Origin of the sequence: Neobacillus oceani, from assembly GCF_046237595.1 — a bacterium.
GTDB lineage: Bacteria > Bacillota > Bacilli > Bacillales > Cytobacillaceae > Bacillus_D > Bacillus_D oceani.
The window spans coordinates 1,861,488-1,877,150 of sequence record NZ_CP143543.1; the positions used below are offsets into that span (position 1 = coordinate 1,861,488).

Annotated in this window: 16 protein-coding genes; all 16 read left to right on the plus strand. The window is 49.0% G+C overall.

Going from position 1 to position 15,663, the window contains the following annotated elements; translation table 11 throughout:
- Positions 1-1,008 carry an AAA family ATPase gene (locus V1499_RS09275; RefSeq protein WP_409275646.1) on the plus strand — a complete coding sequence of 336 codons (1,008 nt, stop codon included), beginning with the start codon at positions 1-3 and terminating at the stop codon, positions 1,006-1,008.
- Positions 1,005-1,874 (plus strand): DUF58 domain-containing protein, encoded by an 870-nt coding sequence (locus V1499_RS09280; RefSeq protein ID WP_409275647.1) that lies wholly within the window; start codon positions 1,005-1,007, stop codon positions 1,872-1,874. The genes V1499_RS09275 and V1499_RS09280 overlap by 4 nt, the downstream gene beginning before the upstream one ends.
- A gap of 10 nt (positions 1,875-1,884) precedes the next feature.
- Positions 1,885-3,657: a vWA domain-containing protein gene (locus V1499_RS09285; RefSeq protein WP_409275649.1), complete on the plus strand. Its 1,773-nt coding sequence runs from the start codon at positions 1,885-1,887 to the stop codon at positions 3,655-3,657.
- 73 nt (positions 3,658-3,730) lie between these two features.
- A complete protein-coding gene (locus V1499_RS09290; RefSeq protein ID WP_409275651.1) occupies positions 3,731-6,439 on the plus strand; it encodes a VWA domain-containing protein in 2,709 nt (902 codons plus the stop codon).
- Positions 6,440-6,743: 304 nt separating this feature from the next.
- Positions 6,744-7,076 carry a putative DNA-binding protein gene (locus V1499_RS09295; protein ID WP_409275653.1) on the plus strand — a complete coding sequence of 111 codons (333 nt, stop codon included), beginning with the start codon at positions 6,744-6,746 and terminating at the stop codon, positions 7,074-7,076.
- 11 nt (positions 7,077-7,087) lie between these two features.
- Positions 7,088-8,440 carry a signal recognition particle protein gene (gene ffh / locus V1499_RS09300; protein WP_409275655.1) on the plus strand — a complete coding sequence of 451 codons (1,353 nt, stop codon included), beginning with the start codon at positions 7,088-7,090 and terminating at the stop codon, positions 8,438-8,440.
- Positions 8,441-8,546: 106 nt separating this feature from the next.
- Positions 8,547-8,819, plus strand: coding sequence for a 30S ribosomal protein S16 (rpsP, locus tag V1499_RS09305; RefSeq protein WP_053366175.1), 273 nt, complete (start codon positions 8,547-8,549; stop codon positions 8,817-8,819).
- A 15-nt stretch (positions 8,820-8,834) separates the two neighbouring features.
- Positions 8,835-9,065, plus strand: a complete 231-nt coding sequence (locus V1499_RS09310; protein WP_115450473.1) for a KH domain-containing protein — start codon at positions 8,835-8,837, stop codon at positions 9,063-9,065.
- Positions 9,066-9,603: 538 nt separating this feature from the next.
- Positions 9,604-9,990 (plus strand): YlqD family protein, encoded by a 387-nt coding sequence (locus V1499_RS09315; protein ID WP_409275657.1) that lies wholly within the window; start codon positions 9,604-9,606, stop codon positions 9,988-9,990.
- A gap of 5 nt (positions 9,991-9,995) precedes the next feature.
- The gene (gene rimM, locus V1499_RS09320; protein WP_409275659.1) at positions 9,996-10,514 is read left to right on the plus strand and encodes a ribosome maturation factor RimM; all 519 of its coding nucleotides are present in this window, start codon (positions 9,996-9,998) and stop codon (positions 10,512-10,514) included.
- Complete coding sequence (gene trmD, locus V1499_RS09325) at positions 10,514-11,251, plus strand: tRNA (guanosine(37)-N1)-methyltransferase TrmD (protein ID WP_409276267.1); 738 nt, start codon at positions 10,514-10,516, stop codon at positions 11,249-11,251. The genes rimM and trmD overlap by 1 nt, the downstream gene beginning before the upstream one ends.
- Positions 11,252-11,385: 134 nt before the next feature.
- Positions 11,386-11,730 (plus strand): 50S ribosomal protein L19, encoded by a 345-nt coding sequence (gene rplS, locus V1499_RS09330; RefSeq protein WP_316568499.1) that lies wholly within the window; start codon positions 11,386-11,388, stop codon positions 11,728-11,730.
- A 298-nt stretch (positions 11,731-12,028) separates the two neighbouring features.
- Positions 12,029-12,589 carry a signal peptidase I gene (gene lepB / locus V1499_RS09335; protein WP_409275661.1) on the plus strand — a complete coding sequence of 187 codons (561 nt, stop codon included), beginning with the start codon at positions 12,029-12,031 and terminating at the stop codon, positions 12,587-12,589.
- A gap of 32 nt (positions 12,590-12,621) precedes the next feature.
- A complete protein-coding gene (gene ylqF / locus V1499_RS09340; protein ID WP_409275663.1) occupies positions 12,622-13,500 on the plus strand; it encodes a ribosome biogenesis GTPase YlqF in 879 nt (292 codons plus the stop codon).
- A gap of 55 nt (positions 13,501-13,555) precedes the next feature.
- The gene (locus V1499_RS09345; protein WP_409275664.1) at positions 13,556-14,347 is read left to right on the plus strand and encodes a ribonuclease HII; all 792 of its coding nucleotides are present in this window, start codon (positions 13,556-13,558) and stop codon (positions 14,345-14,347) included.
- Between the two features lie 150 nt (positions 14,348-14,497).
- Positions 14,498-15,658 (plus strand): ADP-forming succinate--CoA ligase subunit beta, encoded by a 1,161-nt coding sequence (sucC, locus tag V1499_RS09350; protein WP_409275666.1) that lies wholly within the window; start codon positions 14,498-14,500, stop codon positions 15,656-15,658.
- Positions 15,659-15,663: the final 5 nt, after the last annotated feature.

Below are 15,663 nucleotides of genomic sequence, written 5' to 3' on the forward strand. Positions count from 1 at the left end.
ATGGATGCTATAAAATATAAGGAAAATGAATTCAGGAGCGCTGCCGAAAAACTTCAGTCTGCCAGAGAGGAGATTAAAAGGATCATTGTCGGGCAGGACGAAGTTGTTGAACAGCTCCTATGGAGCATACTGTCCGGCGGGCACAGCCTTCTTGAAGGGCTTCCGGGGCTGGGAAAAACAATGCTGATCCGGACGATCGCGGACTGTATGGACCTTTCCTTTAATCGGATTCAATTTACCCCGGACTTGATGCCGTCCGACATAACCGGGACGATGCTCCTCCAGCCGGGCGATAACGGCAGGCAGGAATTCATTTTCCATGAAGGGCCGATTTTTGCCAATATTGTCCTTGCGGATGAAATCAACAGGGCAACCCCAAAAACACAGAGCGCCTTGCTTGAAGCAATGGCGGAACGGACTGTTACCGTGATGGGTAGCACGAAAATGATGGCAAAGCCGTTTTTCGTTCTGGCCACCCAGAATCCAATTGACATGGAGGGTACCTACCCTCTACCCGAGGCACAAATGGACCGGTTCATTTGCAAGATCCTCGTCGGCTATCCTTCAAGGGAGGACTTGAAAGATATTGCCCGCAGAACGACAGGAACGGAAACTCCAATTGTGAGTAGGGCCGTTTCCGCGGATGATGTCATCCGGCTCCAGCAACTCGCGAAGGAAATCCTGGTATCCGAAGAAATCCTTGATTTTGCGGTTGCTATTGTTACTTGCTCCCATCCCGGAAGTGAGGGGTCATCGGAATCCGTCAACAAGTTCATCCAGTACGGGATTGGCCCGAGGGGGCTGCAGAGCCTTTTGATGCTGGCCAAAGCAAGGGCGTTGTGTTCCGGCAGGTACCATGTATCAACCGGGGATTTGAAGAATGCTGCCCTCCCGGCGCTTCGCCACAGGCTGCTTTTGAACTTTGAAGGTGAAGCTCGAGGGCTGGCCACGGATGAATTGATCCTTGAAATCCTGGAGAATTGCTCGAAGGCGGCCGCTGCAAAATGAGCGCAGTATATAGCAGTCTGCTAGCCAGGCTTCAAAGGAGGAGGCTCTCGGTCAGGACTCGTAGAAGGGCTGTCCATAAAGGAGGGCGCCGGTCGGGACGGCCAGGCCAATCCCTGGAGTTTTCCGATTTCCGGGCCTACCAGCCTGGGGATGACCTTCGCCTGATTGATTGGAATCTATATGGCAGGACAGGCAAGCATTATATTAAAAGATTTCTAGATGAACAGGAAATTCATGCGGCCGTTATTCTTGACGTTTCACCATCAATGCGGCTGGTTGAATCGAAATGGAACAGGGCGAAGGAAATTGCAGCTGCATTGGCTTATATTGCTTTGATAGGGGAAGACCGGCTGTCCTTCATTCCCGCATCCGCTTCAACGGAAGGTAAAATCACGAGAAAAGGAGCGGTCTACGCCAAAAGCGTCTACACTAGCATCCTGGCAACAGACAATCTGCCGACGGCTGGAACTTTCACGGAAAATGCTCTCCTCGAAGGGCTGAAAAGAACCCAGGCAGCAATCATAATAACCGATGGACTCGAAAACCCCGGGGAATTTGACAAGCTGTTCAGGAAGCTTGCGTCATCGAAAGTCGAGGTAAAGTTCATCCAAGTTTTAGCCGGTGAGGAACGAAATCCGACAGCCGCAGGCGATTTGCGGCTCATCGATAGCGAAACCGGAACAGCGGTCGATGTGAGCATGCGGGAGAGTGTGATAAAAATGTACCAAAGCAGACTGGATGCCCACAACTCTTCGCTCGAACAGCTGTGCAAAAAATACGGCATTACCTATTTATTCGTGACCGACCAGGATGATTTTCATGAGTTTATTTTTCACATGTGCACGGCAAAAAAAGTGCTGGAATGAGGTGACCTGAATGCACTTCGCCAACCCCGCCTATTTCACTCTGGCAGGCTTGATTGGATTTGTCATTCTCCTATATTTTTTCCGGAAACAATATAAGTCTGTCATCAATCCTTCCAACATGCTGTGGGCCGAGGCGATGAATGAATGGCAGGCATCCCCGTGGCTGAAGAAACTCCAGAACAGCCTGCTTTTATGGCTTCAGGTCATTGCGCTCGCCCTTTTGATGTTCGCTCTTGTAAAACCGGGCTGGCAAAGCGGGGGCTTGGCTGAAAACCATTTGATCATCATATTCGATCCCTCTTCGTCCATGTCCGCGGCGGCGGGACATGAATCAAGGGCATCCCTTGCGAAAAAGAAAATGATTGAGCTTCTGGAAAAAGGCGGGTACGGGGAAGTCACGCTTATCACCGCGGGGCAAAGGCCAGAAGTAATCCTGAACAGGGAAACAGGAAAAAAAACCGCGCTGGAAGCGATTCAATCCCTTTCGCTCACCTATGAACATGAGAATATTGTTGAAGCGGTTAAGTTAGCTGTCTCATTGTCTTCTAAAGAAGGAAACGAGATACATATTTTCTCTGATGCCGCCCTTAAGGACGATATAGGGGCATTCGCGGGAAATGAGTTTATCCAGGTTCATAATAGCGGCGCAGCGATTCAGAATCAGTCGCTTCTCTCTTTTGGCGCTGCCAGGGTGGGCAATGCGATTGCCGCCGTGGCAGTGGTTGAGAACCAGGGCACCGAAGAATACGATGTCCTTTGCAGAGTAAAGGGAGAAAAAGACGTTCTGTTTGAAAAGGGCGTGAAAATTGGCGCTAAAAGCCAGGAAATCATTGATATCCCCGATTTACCAGAGCTACCTTATTATCTTGCCGAGGTAATCGCGGAGGACGGCTATGTAGCGGACAACGAAGCCGCGGCTGTTCTCGCACCGGCCAATCCGCCTATTTATGCAATCGGGAATGTAAATCCCTTTTTGCTGAAAGGAATAAAGTCAATTGGGTTGGAGATCATCCAGCCGGATAAAAGCGCAGTCGCTTCCATAGAGGAAGGAATCCTGCTGGTTGAGGGGAAGGAGCCAGATAACTTGCCCGCTCTTCCGGCCCTTCTAATCAATAAGGACAAGGGGCAACGGTTGGAATTGAAGGAAAAAATAAAGGCTGTTGAATCCCCTATATTACATTTCACCGAATTTGGCAAAACCTTTGTAATATATGCAGCCGAGCCTTATAACGATTCTTTTAAAACGATTGCGGAATCGGGCGGCCGACCTTTAATTCAAACCGGTTACCGAAAAGGGCAGCCTGCAATCGCCGTAAACTTTTCTATTGAAGACTCGGATTGGCCGCTTCATCCAGGCTTTCCGATCTTCCTGTATAACACCTACCAATGGCTTACGCAGCAATCCGCGTTTCTTGGGTACTTTCAGCCCGGAGAAGAGAAATGGCTTAGCTTGGATACACTGGAAAGCAAACTGGCCATATTTGGCCGGGATGGAAAAAACCTGGCCGAGTACGACTTATCGTCGGAAAATTTCAAGGCACCATTCAAACCTGGCCTATACCAGGCATTCTCGGGCAACAAGATCCACTATTTTTCGGTAATGCTGGACGACAGGGAAAAGATAGCCCCACATTCGGATTCCTTCATCGTGAATAAAAAGACACTTAAATCGGGACAAAAGGTCTTCCGGGAAAATGAAACAGCCTGGCTGGCGCTTGGCATTCTCGCCTTTTTCGCCTTGCTGATGGAATGGGAGGTGTACAGGCGTGGGCTTGGACGTTAAATATCCCCTTATGTTTGCCCTCGTGCTTCCAGCGGCTTTTCTCATGTACAGGTTTTTCAGGCGGACGGGGACGTTGGAACAAAAACTTATCGGCTCGATCCGCGCTGTTGTTTTTTTTCTCATCATCCTTGCCCTGGCGGTTCCGCAGATTGTCTTTCCGGCCAAAACGGAAACGGTCATTTTTCTTGTGGACAGGTCGAAAAGTGTCGCGGCCGCTGGTGATGAAGCGCTTGACTGGATTCATGAGGCGGTTTTAAAAAAAGGACCAGGCATGCAATTCGCAATTTCTTCTTTCGCGAAAGATCCGCAATCCGAATCGTCTTTGGCAACTGGCGGGGAAATACCTTCCCAGTTTAACGAGGACCTGGATAAAACGGAAACAGACATCGGCTCTGGGCTAAGGTTTGCTTCCTCGCTCATTCCAGGGTCCCAGGCGGGGAGAATTGTCCTTCTTTCGGATGGAAACAATACCGCTGGCGAGGCGGCTTCAGCGGCCCGGATGTTAATGAACAGAAAGATTGAACTGGATTACGTTACCCTTAGGCAGGAGGAAAAAAGAGATGCCGCTGTGGCTTCTTTTTCTGTTCCGCCAACACTTTATGAAGGGGAAAACACATCGGTTTCCGTTGCCATTTCAAGCAATACGGAAATGGATGCCGTATTGAGGCTTACTGTTAACAACAAGGAGATTTTAAAGAAAGGAGTAAAGTTAAAGGAAGGGCACAATGCCTTTACTTTCACCCACCTTCCCTCGGACACCGGCCTCGCGGTCTACAAGGCTGAATTAATCAATTCCAGCGATGCGCATATTGAAAACAATTCGCTGTTTGCAGTTACGGATATAAAAGGTGTGCCCAAAGTGCTTGTCGTTGAAGGCACGCCTGGGGGAAGTCTGCCCGCGATTTTGCGGGGATCAGGGCTGGCTGTCGACGCCATTATGCCGGAAAGGCTCCCAACGGCGCTTGGCGGGTATCTCCACTACCAATCGATTGTTTTTGAAAATGTTCCCGGCCACAGGGTATCCGAGGACCAGATGGACCTGATTGAAAAAGCGGTCAGGGAATTTGGGACTGGTTTTGTTATGACAGGCGGAGAGGACAGCTTTGGGTTGGGTGGGTATTTTAAAACACCGATTGAAAAGCTCCTACCCGTCGATATGGATATAAAAGGAAAGAAAGAAATGCCGTCACTCGGCCTCGTTATTGTCATTGACCGGTCCGGAAGCATGGAAGGAGCAAAGTTTTCCCTTGCGAAAGAGGCGGCGGCAAGGTCGGCTGAATTACTGCGGGAGGATGATACCCTCGGTTTCATTGCGTTCGATGATAGGCCGTGGGTCGTTGTTGAGACGGCTCCGCTAAAAAACAAACAGGAAGCCATTGATAAAATTCGTTCCGTTGCCGTAGGCGGAGGCACGAATATTTATCCGGCCCTGGCAAAGGCTTACGGGGAACTTCGTGATTTAAAACTTCAGCGGAAGCATATTATTTTGCTGACGGATGGCCAATCGGCGACGAACAGCGATTACGCCGCATTGATAGAGGAAGGGAAAAAACGGAACATCACACTTTCAACGGTAGCCCTTGGCAGTGACGCGGACAGGCGGCTCCTTGAAGAATTGGCGAAGATGGGGAGCGGCCGGTTTTACGATGTATCCGATGCTTCGGTCATTCCGAGCGTGCTATCACGTGAAACCGTCATGACATCGAGGACATACATCGAGGACGACCCCTTTTATCCGGTGATCGAAGCGTACCCGGAGTGGATGGCGCTTTTTGAAAAAGGCGTTCCGCAAATGAATGCGTATATTGCCGTTACCCCGAAGCCGAGGGCTCGCGTTCCCGTCTTGAGCGAAAAAGACGATCCCGTCCTTGCCCAGTGGCAATACGGGCTTGGAACAACGCTCGCGTTCACGTCAGGCCTTTCGGGAAAATGGTCAGGGGATTGGGCAAGGTGGCCAGGCTGGCCGGGTTTCCTTAACCAGGTTGTAACCGAGTCGCTCCCGAAATATGATAGCGAGCCTTACTCGGTGTCAGTGGATAAGGATAAAGGGGAGGCGGTCATATCGTTGAACAGCGAAAACGCTGACCCCATACCGATTGAAGCGACCGTTCTGACTCAGGAGGGAGAAGCCGTCGATGCGAACACGAAGCTTGTTTCCCCAGGGAAGTATGAGCTTATTATCCCTGGCCGGCCGGGTATGTATTACCTTTCCATAAGGAAAAAGGACAAAGAGGGTGTATCCTCTGTTTACCGTACCGGATTCTCCGTTCCTTATTCGAAAGAGTTTTTGCTAAAGGGAACAAATAAAGAGTTTTTAAATGAACTTGTTTCATTCAGCGGGGGCAGGGAGCTTACCTCTCCTAAGGAGGCATTCAGGCCGTTGGCGTCGAAGCCGTTTACAAAACAGCCTATCAGCGAGTATTTGCTCCTGGCTGCTTTTCTGCTGCTTGTAGCGGAAATCTTTCTTCGGAGATTTGGAGTCGGGGTGCTTGGGAGGTTGCTTCCGAAACGCAAGGTTTCAATGGGTACAGGAGATGATGAGAAAACTGCTGTTTTCGGAAGGCTTGCGAGAGCGAAGGAGCGTACCGGGAATAAAGCAAATCTGAAAAAGCCTGTCGCTGCCGTTCGGGAAAGGGATGAGCCAATTTTGCAAACTCCCCCTACAGAACCTAATAATTCAAGGGAGTCCCCAAAAGAGAATCCGGCTAAGAGGGACTCAGCTGCTTCGGAGGCTGAGGACAGGATGAAACGCCTTCTAGAAGCGAAGAAGAGGCGCCGTTAGGAACAAAATGCGTAAGCGCCTTGGTTAGCCCCGACAAGCTTAAGACGGGGCCCGCAGGACGGGCCTGCCCTCCGGAGGGAACCGGCTTAAGACCTCGAGGGGCTAGGCGCTGAAGCTGGATTACACTTACATATTTCAAGGTATCACAAATGTTCATTTTATAAATTCCTTTGTAGCCAAGAACACCGCTGAAAAAACGCGGTGTTTTTGTTTTTATCCCATGCCGCCCATGACCTTGACATAGCCGGGCAAGGGCTGTAAACTTAACGATGTAAAGGTTTTTCACTTAACAAGGAGGGATAGCATGCTTGAGAAAACAACGCGAATGAATTATCTTTATGATTTCTACCAGTCGTTGTTGACGGAAAAACAGCAAAGCTATATGTCTCTCTATTACCTGGACGATTATTCGCTCGGGGAGATTGCCGAAGAGTATGATGTGAGCCGCCAGGCCGTTTATGATAATATTAAACGCACTGAAGCAATGCTCGAGGAATATGAAGAAAAACTGCTTTTGCTGCAGAAGTTCCAGGAACGCAGCACCATTTTAGGGAAAATGAAAGAATTGATTAATTCCGAACCACTCCCTAAGCAGGCCCTGCTTGATGCGGTGGCCGAGCTTGAGAAATTAGATTAGGAGGCGGCACGATGGCATTTGAAGGATTGGCCGACCGACTGCAAAATACTCTCCAAAGAATCCGCGGCAAGGGGAAAGTAAATGAAGCGGACGTCAAGGAGATGATGAGGGAAGTCAGGCTGGCGCTGCTTGAAGCAGACGTAAACTTTAAAGTAGTCAAGGAGTTCGTCAAAAAGGTCAGCGAGCGGGCAGTCGGACAGGAAGTTTTAAAAAGCCTGACGCCAGGCCAGCAGGTCATCAAGGTCGTTAAAGAAGAACTGACCGAGCTAATGGGCGGGGAGCAGAGCAGGATCGCTGTCGCGAACCGGCCGCCGACCGTCATTATGATGGTTGGGCTGCAGGGTGCCGGTAAAACGACGACGACCGGGAAGCTCGCGAACCTGCTGCGCAAAAAACACAACCGGAAACCGCTGCTCGTTGCGGCGGACATTTACCGCCCGGCAGCCATCAAACAGCTGCAAACGCTCGGCAAACAGCTCGACATGCCTGTTTTTTCGCTTGGCGACCAGGTAAGCCCGGTTGAGATTGCGAGACAGGCAATAGCGAAGGCCCGGGAAGACCATCATGATTATGTTCTGATTGATACCGCAGGGCGGCTTCATGTCGATGAAACGCTCATGGATGAATTGAAGGACATCAAGGAGCTTGCCAAGCCAAATGAAATCTTCCTCGTCGTCGATGCGATGACCGGGCAAGACGCAGTAAATGTGGCCCAAAGCTTCAATGAACAGCTTGGCCTTACCGGCGTTGTATTGACGAAGCTTGATGGCGATACAAGGGGCGGCGCGGCGTTATCCATCCGCTCTGTGACGAACACGCCGATCAAATTTATCGGCCTTGGTGAAAAGTTGGATGCGCTTGAAGCGTTCCATCCTGAACGTATGGCCTCCCGGATTCTAGGGATGGGCGATGTCATGACATTGATTGAGAAAGCCCAGGCCAATGTCGATGAGGAAAAGGCGAAGGAACTTGAGCAAAAAATGCGGACAGCTTCCTTTACGCTTGACGACTTCCTTGACCAGCTTGGCCAGGTTAGGAAAATGGGGCCGCTGGAGGATATATTGAAAATGCTTCCGGGCGCGAACAAAATCAAGGGATTGAATAATGTTTCAATCGATGAGAAACAGATTGCCCATGTGGAAGCGATCATCCGCTCGATGACGCCAAAGGAAAAGACCAACCCGGAAATCATCAACTCGAAGCGCAAACAGAGGATCGCCAAAGGAAGCGGAAGGACCGTTCCCGAGGTTAACAGGCTCCTGAAACAGTTCGAGGATATGAAAAAAATGATGAAGCAAATGGCAGGCATGCAGCAAAAAGGGAAAAAGAAAGGCGGATTCAAGCTTCCGTTCAATCCATTCTAAGGAATTATTTACCTATTTTTAGGTGTTAAGAAAAAAGACTTTACAAACTATTTAACAATTGGTATTATACTATCTTGTGTGAAACTATTCGGAGGTGCAAGTTAAAATGGCAGTAAAAATTCGTTTAAAGCGTATGGGAGCAAAAAAATCTCCTTTCTATCGTATCGTTGTAGCAGATTCCCGTTCACCACGTGATGGACGTTTCATTGAATCAGTAGGCACTTACAATCCGGTTGCAGCGCCTGCGGTTGTCGACATCAATGAAGAATTGGTTCTTAAGTGGCTTCAAAATGGCGCGAAGCCATCCGACACTGTCCGCAACCTATTCTCCCAGGCCGGCATCATGGAGAAATTCCACAATGCCAAGCTTGGCAAATAATAACGGCGGTCCGCTATGAAACAGTTGATCGAAACGATTGTAAAGCCCCTTGTTGATTTTCCAGAGGATGTTCGTGTGAACGTTATGGAAGAAGATCAGCGCGTAACCTATCACCTTTCTGTCAACAAGAGCGACATGGGAAAAGTAATTGGAAAGCAGGGGCGCGTTGCGAAAGCAATCCGCACCGTCGTCTATGCGGCCGGTGCATCGGAACAGAAAAAACTGTTTTTGGAAATTGGAGAGTAACAAACAAAGGAGGGAGAAATCCCTCCTTTTTTGCAATTTACGAAATGATAAAATAGAACGATGTAAATAACTCGAAACAAGTTATTGTAATCCAGCTCCACAAGAGTAAGCTTCGGAAGCATAAACCTCGCACGAAGAAAAAGCGATAGCTTTTCGAGGAGCGTCCTAGCCCCTCGAGGTCTTAAGCCGTGTCTTGCGTCAGCGGCTAGGGGCTCGGGGTCATAAGCCAATCCGTCTAGAAGGCAAATGGCGCCTTCTGGCCGGCTTGTCTTATGCCTGTCGCCCCTGGGCAAGCCGCTTATGCATTTCGTGATTCCCTCCGGAGGGCAGGCCCGTCCTCGGAAATGCCCGCATTTCCTTCGTGCGTGGGCGAATTCAGGGATGCCATTCAGTGTCCTGCGGGCTCCGTCTTAAGCTTGTCGGGGCTGACCACTAAGGAAAGCTCCTTAGAATAATCATCGCAGTGACAAGCGGTTTTTGCTTGTCGCGAAGGCGCTTACGCATTTTGTTAGTATCTTTACATATAGGAGGTTTTTGTATGAAAATTCTCCGCACTGTCGCAGTAAAGCAAGTCCTTACGGAAACGAGCCGACAAAAGCTGCTTGATGCTTACCTGCATACGAAAGCGCAGCTTGAGAAAGAATGCGGCCAGCTGAAATTCGAACAGAAAAAGCTCGAGAAGGCAGGCAAGCTTCCACCCGCTGAAATCAAAAGGCAATTTGAAAAGGAAATCCTCTCCCGGAAGGAAAGGATGGAGCAGCTTGAGTTTCAAATTGGACAGCTGCATATGCTACCATTAGGGAGCGAATTAAAAGAATCCGAAGTACAGGCAATTATCGACATTAAGCCTGGAGATCCCTGGGAGGATAGCCAGGAGGAAATTATCATTCGCGACGGGATTATTGAAGAGATACGCAAGAGGTGATGCAGATGGATAAATGGTTCAACGTCGGGAAAATTGTCAATACCCATGGTATTCGCGGCGAGGTCAGGGTCATTTCAAGAACAGATTTCGCCGACGAAAGGTACAAACCCGGAAGCAAGCTCTATTTGTTCCTCCCCAAGGAAAAAGAGCCGATGGAACTAACGGTGAAAGCCCACAGACAGCACAAAAACTTCGATTTACTCCAGTTCGAAGGCTACGGGAATATAAACGATGTTGAAAAGTTCCGGGATGGGATTCTTAAAGTGCATGAATCTCAGCTTGGCGACCTGAAGGAAGATGAGTATTATTTCCACGAAATCATTGGCTGCAAGGTATTCACGACAGAAGGAGAGGAAATCGGGAAGATATCCGAAATCCTTACCCCTGGGGCCAACGATGTATGGGTCGTAAAAGGGAAGGGCGGCAAGGAGCATTTGATCCCCTATATCGCGCATGTCGTCCTTAAAGTGGATGTAAAAGAAAAGACGGTTATCATCGACCCGATGGGAGGCCTCCTGTCATGATGAAAATCGATGTGTTAACATTATTCCCGGAAATGTTCGATGGGGTATTCGGCAGCTCGATTTTGAAAAAAGCGGCAGAAAAAGGGGCTGTCGACTACAATGTCGTAAATTTCCGCGAATTTGCGGACAATAAGCACAAAACAGTCGACGATTACCCGTATGGAGGCGGGGCTGGCATGGTGTTGAAGCCGCAGCCGATTTTCGATGCCGTCCAGGCTCTATCGGAAGGCGCTTCCGTAAGGCCAAGGGTTATCCTCCTTTGTCCACAAGGAGAACGCCATTCCCAGCGGAAAGCGGAGGAGCTTGCCGAGGAAGAGCATTTGATTTTTATATGCGGCCATTATGAGGGCTATGATGAAAGAATACGGGAGCATCTGGTGACGGATGAACTATCGATTGGCGATTTTATTTTGACTGGCGGGGAGCTTGGGGCGATGGTCGTAATCGACAGTGTCGTACGGCTACTCCCAGAGGTACTCGGAAACGAGGAATCCCATCGGAAGGATTCATTTAGCACGGGGCTCCTAGAGCATCCCCATTATACAAGGCCAGCGGATTTCCGCGGACATAAGGTCCCGGATGTGCTGATCTCGGGCAACCATAAGCTGATCGAAGAATGGCGGACGAAGGAATCGCTCCGGAGAACGTGGAACCGCCGCCCGGATTTATTCGAAGCCATCGAACTTGAACCCGTCCAAAGAAAATGGCTAGAGGAGATCAAAAAAGAAGGGCGGTAGTTATTGCACCATGCCGCTGTTTATGATAAGATACATCTTGTGGCTTGAACCGGTTTCCGGCTAAGCCCTTGAAAACGATGTTCCGCTGCATAGGCAATGGATTGCAAGAGCATCTGTGGGAGGAGTTGAATACGATGCAACAATTAATCAATGAAATCACAAAAGCACAGCTTCGCACGGATCTTCCTGCGTTCCGTCCTGGTGACACTGTACGTGTACACGTTAAGGTTGTCGAGGGCACACGCGAGCGTATCCAGTTGTTCGAAGGTGTTGTGATTAAGCGTCGTGGTGGTGGAATCAGCGAAACTTTTACTGTCCGTAAAATTTCTTATGGAGTAGGCGTAGAGCGTACTTTCCCTGTCCACACACCGAAAATTGCGAAATTGGAAGTAATCCGCCGCGGTAAAGTCCGCCGTGCGAAGCTTTACTACCTGCGCAAACTTCGCGGGAAAAAAGCCCGTATCAAAGAAATTCGATAATAACACGCAGCAAGCGTTCATTGCGCTTGAGCGAGACAAGAAAACAAGGAAGCGCCTTCGCCAGGTCTCCCAGCCATTATCGGCCGGTGCCCCGCGATGGCGCTTCATTTGTTTAGCGCGGGGCTTGATTACCGGCCTTTTTCTGAAAAAATAAGCTAACCGCTGCCCAAATGTTTCATTTTTTTAACAATCATCAAATCGGCTCCTGAAAAATGCTTTCCATTTGTGTTTAAGCGGGTCGGGTTATGTAAAATAGAGTATGGAATCAACTTTAAGGGAAATGGGTGGGAAACACATTATGACGAAAAAGAAAAATGAAGTATGGGAATGGACCAAAGCGCTGCTTGTCGCTGTTGCGCTTGCCGCGGTCATCCGCTATTTCCTTTTTGCACCGATTGTCGTTGACGGACAGTCGATGATGCCGACCCTGAAGCACCAGGACAGGATGATTGTCAATAAATTTAGTTACCGCATAGGGGAGCCAGAACGGTTCGACATCATTGTTTTTCACGCTCCGGAGCAAAAAGATTATATTAAGCGTGTAATCGGCCTCCCTGGGGACCATATTGAATATAAGGACGATACCCTTTATGTAAATGGGAAAGCATACGAAGAGCCGTATTTGGATGCCTACAAGAAAATGGTCGTTGACGGCCCGCTGACCGATCCGTTCACACTTGAAGAAAAAATCGGCGAGAAGACCGTCCCCGAGGGCGAATTGTTTGTAATGGGGGACAATCGCAGGTATTCCAAGGACAGCCGCCACATTGGCACCATTCCTATGGAAAAAGTGCTTGGAAAAACAAGTGTTGTGTACTGGCCTGTCGAGGATATGCGCATTGTAAAATTGGAAGAGTAATTTTCTACTAAATGCTACAGGAGGTGGCCGCATTGACCATCCAATGGTTTCCTGGCCACATGGCAAAGGCGCGCAGGGAAGTAACCGAAAAACTAAAACTCGTCGATATCATTTTTGAACTTATTGATGCCAGGATCCCTTATTCATCCAGGAATCCGATGATCGATGAAATCATCCAGCACAAACCGAGGCTTGTCCTGCTGAACAAAGCGGACATGGCCGATAAAGAAGCCACTAAGGCCTGGATCCGCTATTTCGCGGAGAAAGGAATAAAGGCTTTGGCAATCAACGCGCAGGCTGGGGAAGGAATGAAGGAAATAACCGCCGCTTCCCATGAAATACTTAAGGAAAAATTCGACCGTCTAAGGGCAAAGGGCGTTAAGCCGCGGGCAATCCGGGCAATGATCGTCGGTATCCCGAACGCGGGCAAGTCGACGCTGATTAACAGGCTTGCCAAAAAAAATATTGCCAAAACAGGGAATACTCCCGGTGTGACAAAGGCGCAGCAATGGATCAAGGTTGGCAAGGAACTTGAACTCCTAGATACCCCGGGCATCCTCTGGCCGAAGTTTGAAGATCAAGAGGTAGGGAAAAAGCTTGCACTTACCGGAGCAATAAAGGATACCCTCCTTAATTTGCAGGAATTAGCCCTTTATGGATTGAGGTTTCTGGACATGAAGTATCATAGTCGGTTGACGGAGAGGTACCAGTTAGATGAGGTTCCGGAAGACCCGGTAGAGCTTTTTGACCATATCGGCAAGCTAAGAGGGGCACTTGGCAGCGGAGGGACGATTGATTATGACAAAGTCGCCGAACTGGTCGTCCGTGAAATCAGGATGGAAAAGTTCGGGCCGCTTACCTTTGAATGGCCGGAAGAGGTTTTTGAAAAAAGTGAAAATGAAACGAAGTAGGCTCTCTTGTCGGGGGCCTTCTTTCATTAAATCAATACATAGGGGCAGTAACCAAATGACTAAATTAAGTATCAGGGAAATTGAAGAAAAGCTCTCTTTAATTACAGATGAACGCGATCCATTTTTGCGCGAATTGGGCATGGATGGCCGGAAAGGGGTCGCAGCACTCCTCAGGAAATGGAACAAGGCAAAGCTGGACGAAGGGGAAATGAAGGCCAAATTTTTCGAAATGACGGCTTTTGAGATGAAAGCGCGGGAGCAGGGCTATAAATGGATTGCAGGAACCGACGAAGCCGGAAGGGGGCCTCTGGCGGGGCCTGTCGCCGCGGCCGCGGTCATCCTTCCGGAAGATTTTTTTCTTCCAGGGCTTGACGACTCAAAAAAGCTCACGCCCCAAAAACGGGAAGAATATGAGCAGATCATTAAACGTGATGCCATCGCATTCAGCACCTGTCTGGTCGGAGCGGAGGAAATAGATGAACTGAATATTTACCAAGCGTCAATCAAAGCGATGAAGGCAGCAATCGCCGCCCTCTCGCCCCTGCCTGACTATGTCCTTGCCGATGCTGTCAAACTTGATATGCCTTTTCCTTCTGAGGCCATCATCAAAGGGGATGCAAAAAGCATATCGATTGCCGCGGCTTCCATTTTGGCTAAAAATGAACGGGACAGGTTCATGAAAAAAATCGCCCAACAATATCCCGTTTACGGATTTGAAAAAAATATGGGCTATGGCACGAAAGAGCATATGGAAGCGATTAAAAAATACGGGATAACCCCTTACCACAGAAAATCGTTCGCTCCGGTAAAGATGGCTGATGATACCTGGAACCTTCCTGAAAACTGATTCGAATGCGCAACTCTCTAAAAATGACAAAGCAATGAAGAGAACTCTCAGATGAGAGGAATGTTTTGCCTAAAGTGTGGACAAGCCACGAGGCTTTATATAAAATGAAAGCGCAGTGCAATTTTCGACAGGTTGTTAGGAGGATGGGAAATGAATATCCACGAGTATCAGGGGAAAGAAATACTCAGGAAATATGGAGTAGCGGTCCCTAATGGAAAAGTGGCGTTCACGGTTGAAGAAGCGGTAGAAGCCGCGCGTGAGCTTGGAACAAAGGTTTGTGTCGTAAAAGCGCAAATCCATGCTGGTGGCAGGGGAAAGGCCGGCGGTGTTAAAGTTGCCAAAAATCTTGATGAAGTGCGTACATATGCGAGTGAAATTCTTGGTAAAACGCTGGTCACTCATCAAACAGGCCCTGAAGGGAAAGAGGTTAAACGCCTTTTAATTGAAGAAGGCTGTGATATTAAAAAGGAATATTACATCGGCCTCGTTCTTGATCGGGCTACGTCCCGTGTCGTCCTGATGGGTTCCGAGGAGGGCGGTACGGAAATAGAAGAGGTTGCCGAAAAGACACCTGAAAAGATTTTCAAGGAAGAAATCGACCCTGTTATCGGTCTTCAGCCGTTCCAGGCGCGCCGACTTGCCTTTAACATCAATATACCGAAGGAACTTGTCGGCCAGGCAGTCAAATTCATGACCAGCCTCTACAATGCTTACATTGAGAAAGACTGCTCTATTGCAGAAATCAACCCTCTTGTAGTAACCGGGGATGGAAAAGTTCTGGCGCTTGACGCAAAACTGAACTTTGATTCCAATGCCCTCTATCGCCAAAAGGATATTCTTGAATACCGCGATCTTGAAGAAGAGGATCCAAAGGAAATTGAAGCATCGAAATACGACCTGAGCTATATCGCCCTTGATGGGAACATTGGCTGTATGGTAAACGGAGCCGGCCTGGCAATGGCGACGATGGACATTGTCAAGCATTACGGCGGCGACCCAGCGAACTTCCTTGATGTTGGCGGCGGTGCCACAGCCGAAAAGGTTACCGAGGCATTCAAAATTATCCTTTCCGACCCGAAAGTAAAAGGCATCTTCGTCAACATTTTCGGCGGAATCATGAAGTGCGACGTCATTGCGACGGGTGTCGTCGAGGCTGCGAAACAGGTAGGGCTTGAAGTTCCGCTTGTTGTGCGCCTTGAAGGGACGAACGTTGAACTTGGCAAGCAAATCCTGAACGAATCCGGTCTGAACATCGTTGCTGCTGAATCCATGGCTGACGGTGCCCAGAAAATCGTTTCTTTGGTGAAATAAAAGGG

What these genes read in the sequence shown, in the direction of transcription:
- V1499_RS09275 (WP_409275646.1), top strand. Translation starts at nt 1, where the DNA reads ATGGATGCTATAAAATATAAGGAAAATGAATTCAGGAGCGCTGCCGAA.
- V1499_RS09280 (WP_409275647.1), top strand. Translation starts at nt 1,005, where the DNA reads ATGAGCGCAGTATATAGCAGTCTGCTAGCCAGGCTTCAAAGGAGGAGG.
- V1499_RS09285 (WP_409275649.1), top strand. Translation starts at nt 1,885, where the DNA reads ATGCACTTCGCCAACCCCGCCTATTTCACTCTGGCAGGCTTGATTGGA.
- V1499_RS09295 (WP_409275653.1), top strand. Translation starts at nt 6,744, where the DNA reads ATGCTTGAGAAAACAACGCGAATGAATTATCTTTATGATTTCTACCAG.
- ffh (WP_409275655.1), top strand. Translation starts at nt 7,088, where the DNA reads ATGGCATTTGAAGGATTGGCCGACCGACTGCAAAATACTCTCCAAAGA.
- rpsP (WP_053366175.1), top strand. Translation starts at nt 8,547, where the DNA reads ATGGCAGTAAAAATTCGTTTAAAGCGTATGGGAGCAAAAAAATCTCCT.
- V1499_RS09310 (WP_115450473.1), top strand. Translation starts at nt 8,835, where the DNA reads ATGAAACAGTTGATCGAAACGATTGTAAAGCCCCTTGTTGATTTTCCA.
- V1499_RS09315 (WP_409275657.1), top strand. Translation starts at nt 9,604, where the DNA reads ATGAAAATTCTCCGCACTGTCGCAGTAAAGCAAGTCCTTACGGAAACG.
- rimM (WP_409275659.1), top strand. Translation starts at nt 9,996, where the DNA reads ATGGATAAATGGTTCAACGTCGGGAAAATTGTCAATACCCATGGTATT.
- trmD (WP_409276267.1), top strand. Translation starts at nt 10,514, where the DNA reads ATGAAAATCGATGTGTTAACATTATTCCCGGAAATGTTCGATGGGGTA.
- rplS (WP_316568499.1), top strand. Translation starts at nt 11,386, where the DNA reads ATGCAACAATTAATCAATGAAATCACAAAAGCACAGCTTCGCACGGAT.
- lepB (WP_409275661.1), top strand. Translation starts at nt 12,029, where the DNA reads ATGACGAAAAAGAAAAATGAAGTATGGGAATGGACCAAAGCGCTGCTT.
- V1499_RS09345 (WP_409275664.1), top strand. Translation starts at nt 13,556, where the DNA reads ATGACTAAATTAAGTATCAGGGAAATTGAAGAAAAGCTCTCTTTAATT.
- sucC (WP_409275666.1), top strand. Translation starts at nt 14,498, where the DNA reads ATGAATATCCACGAGTATCAGGGGAAAGAAATACTCAGGAAATATGGA.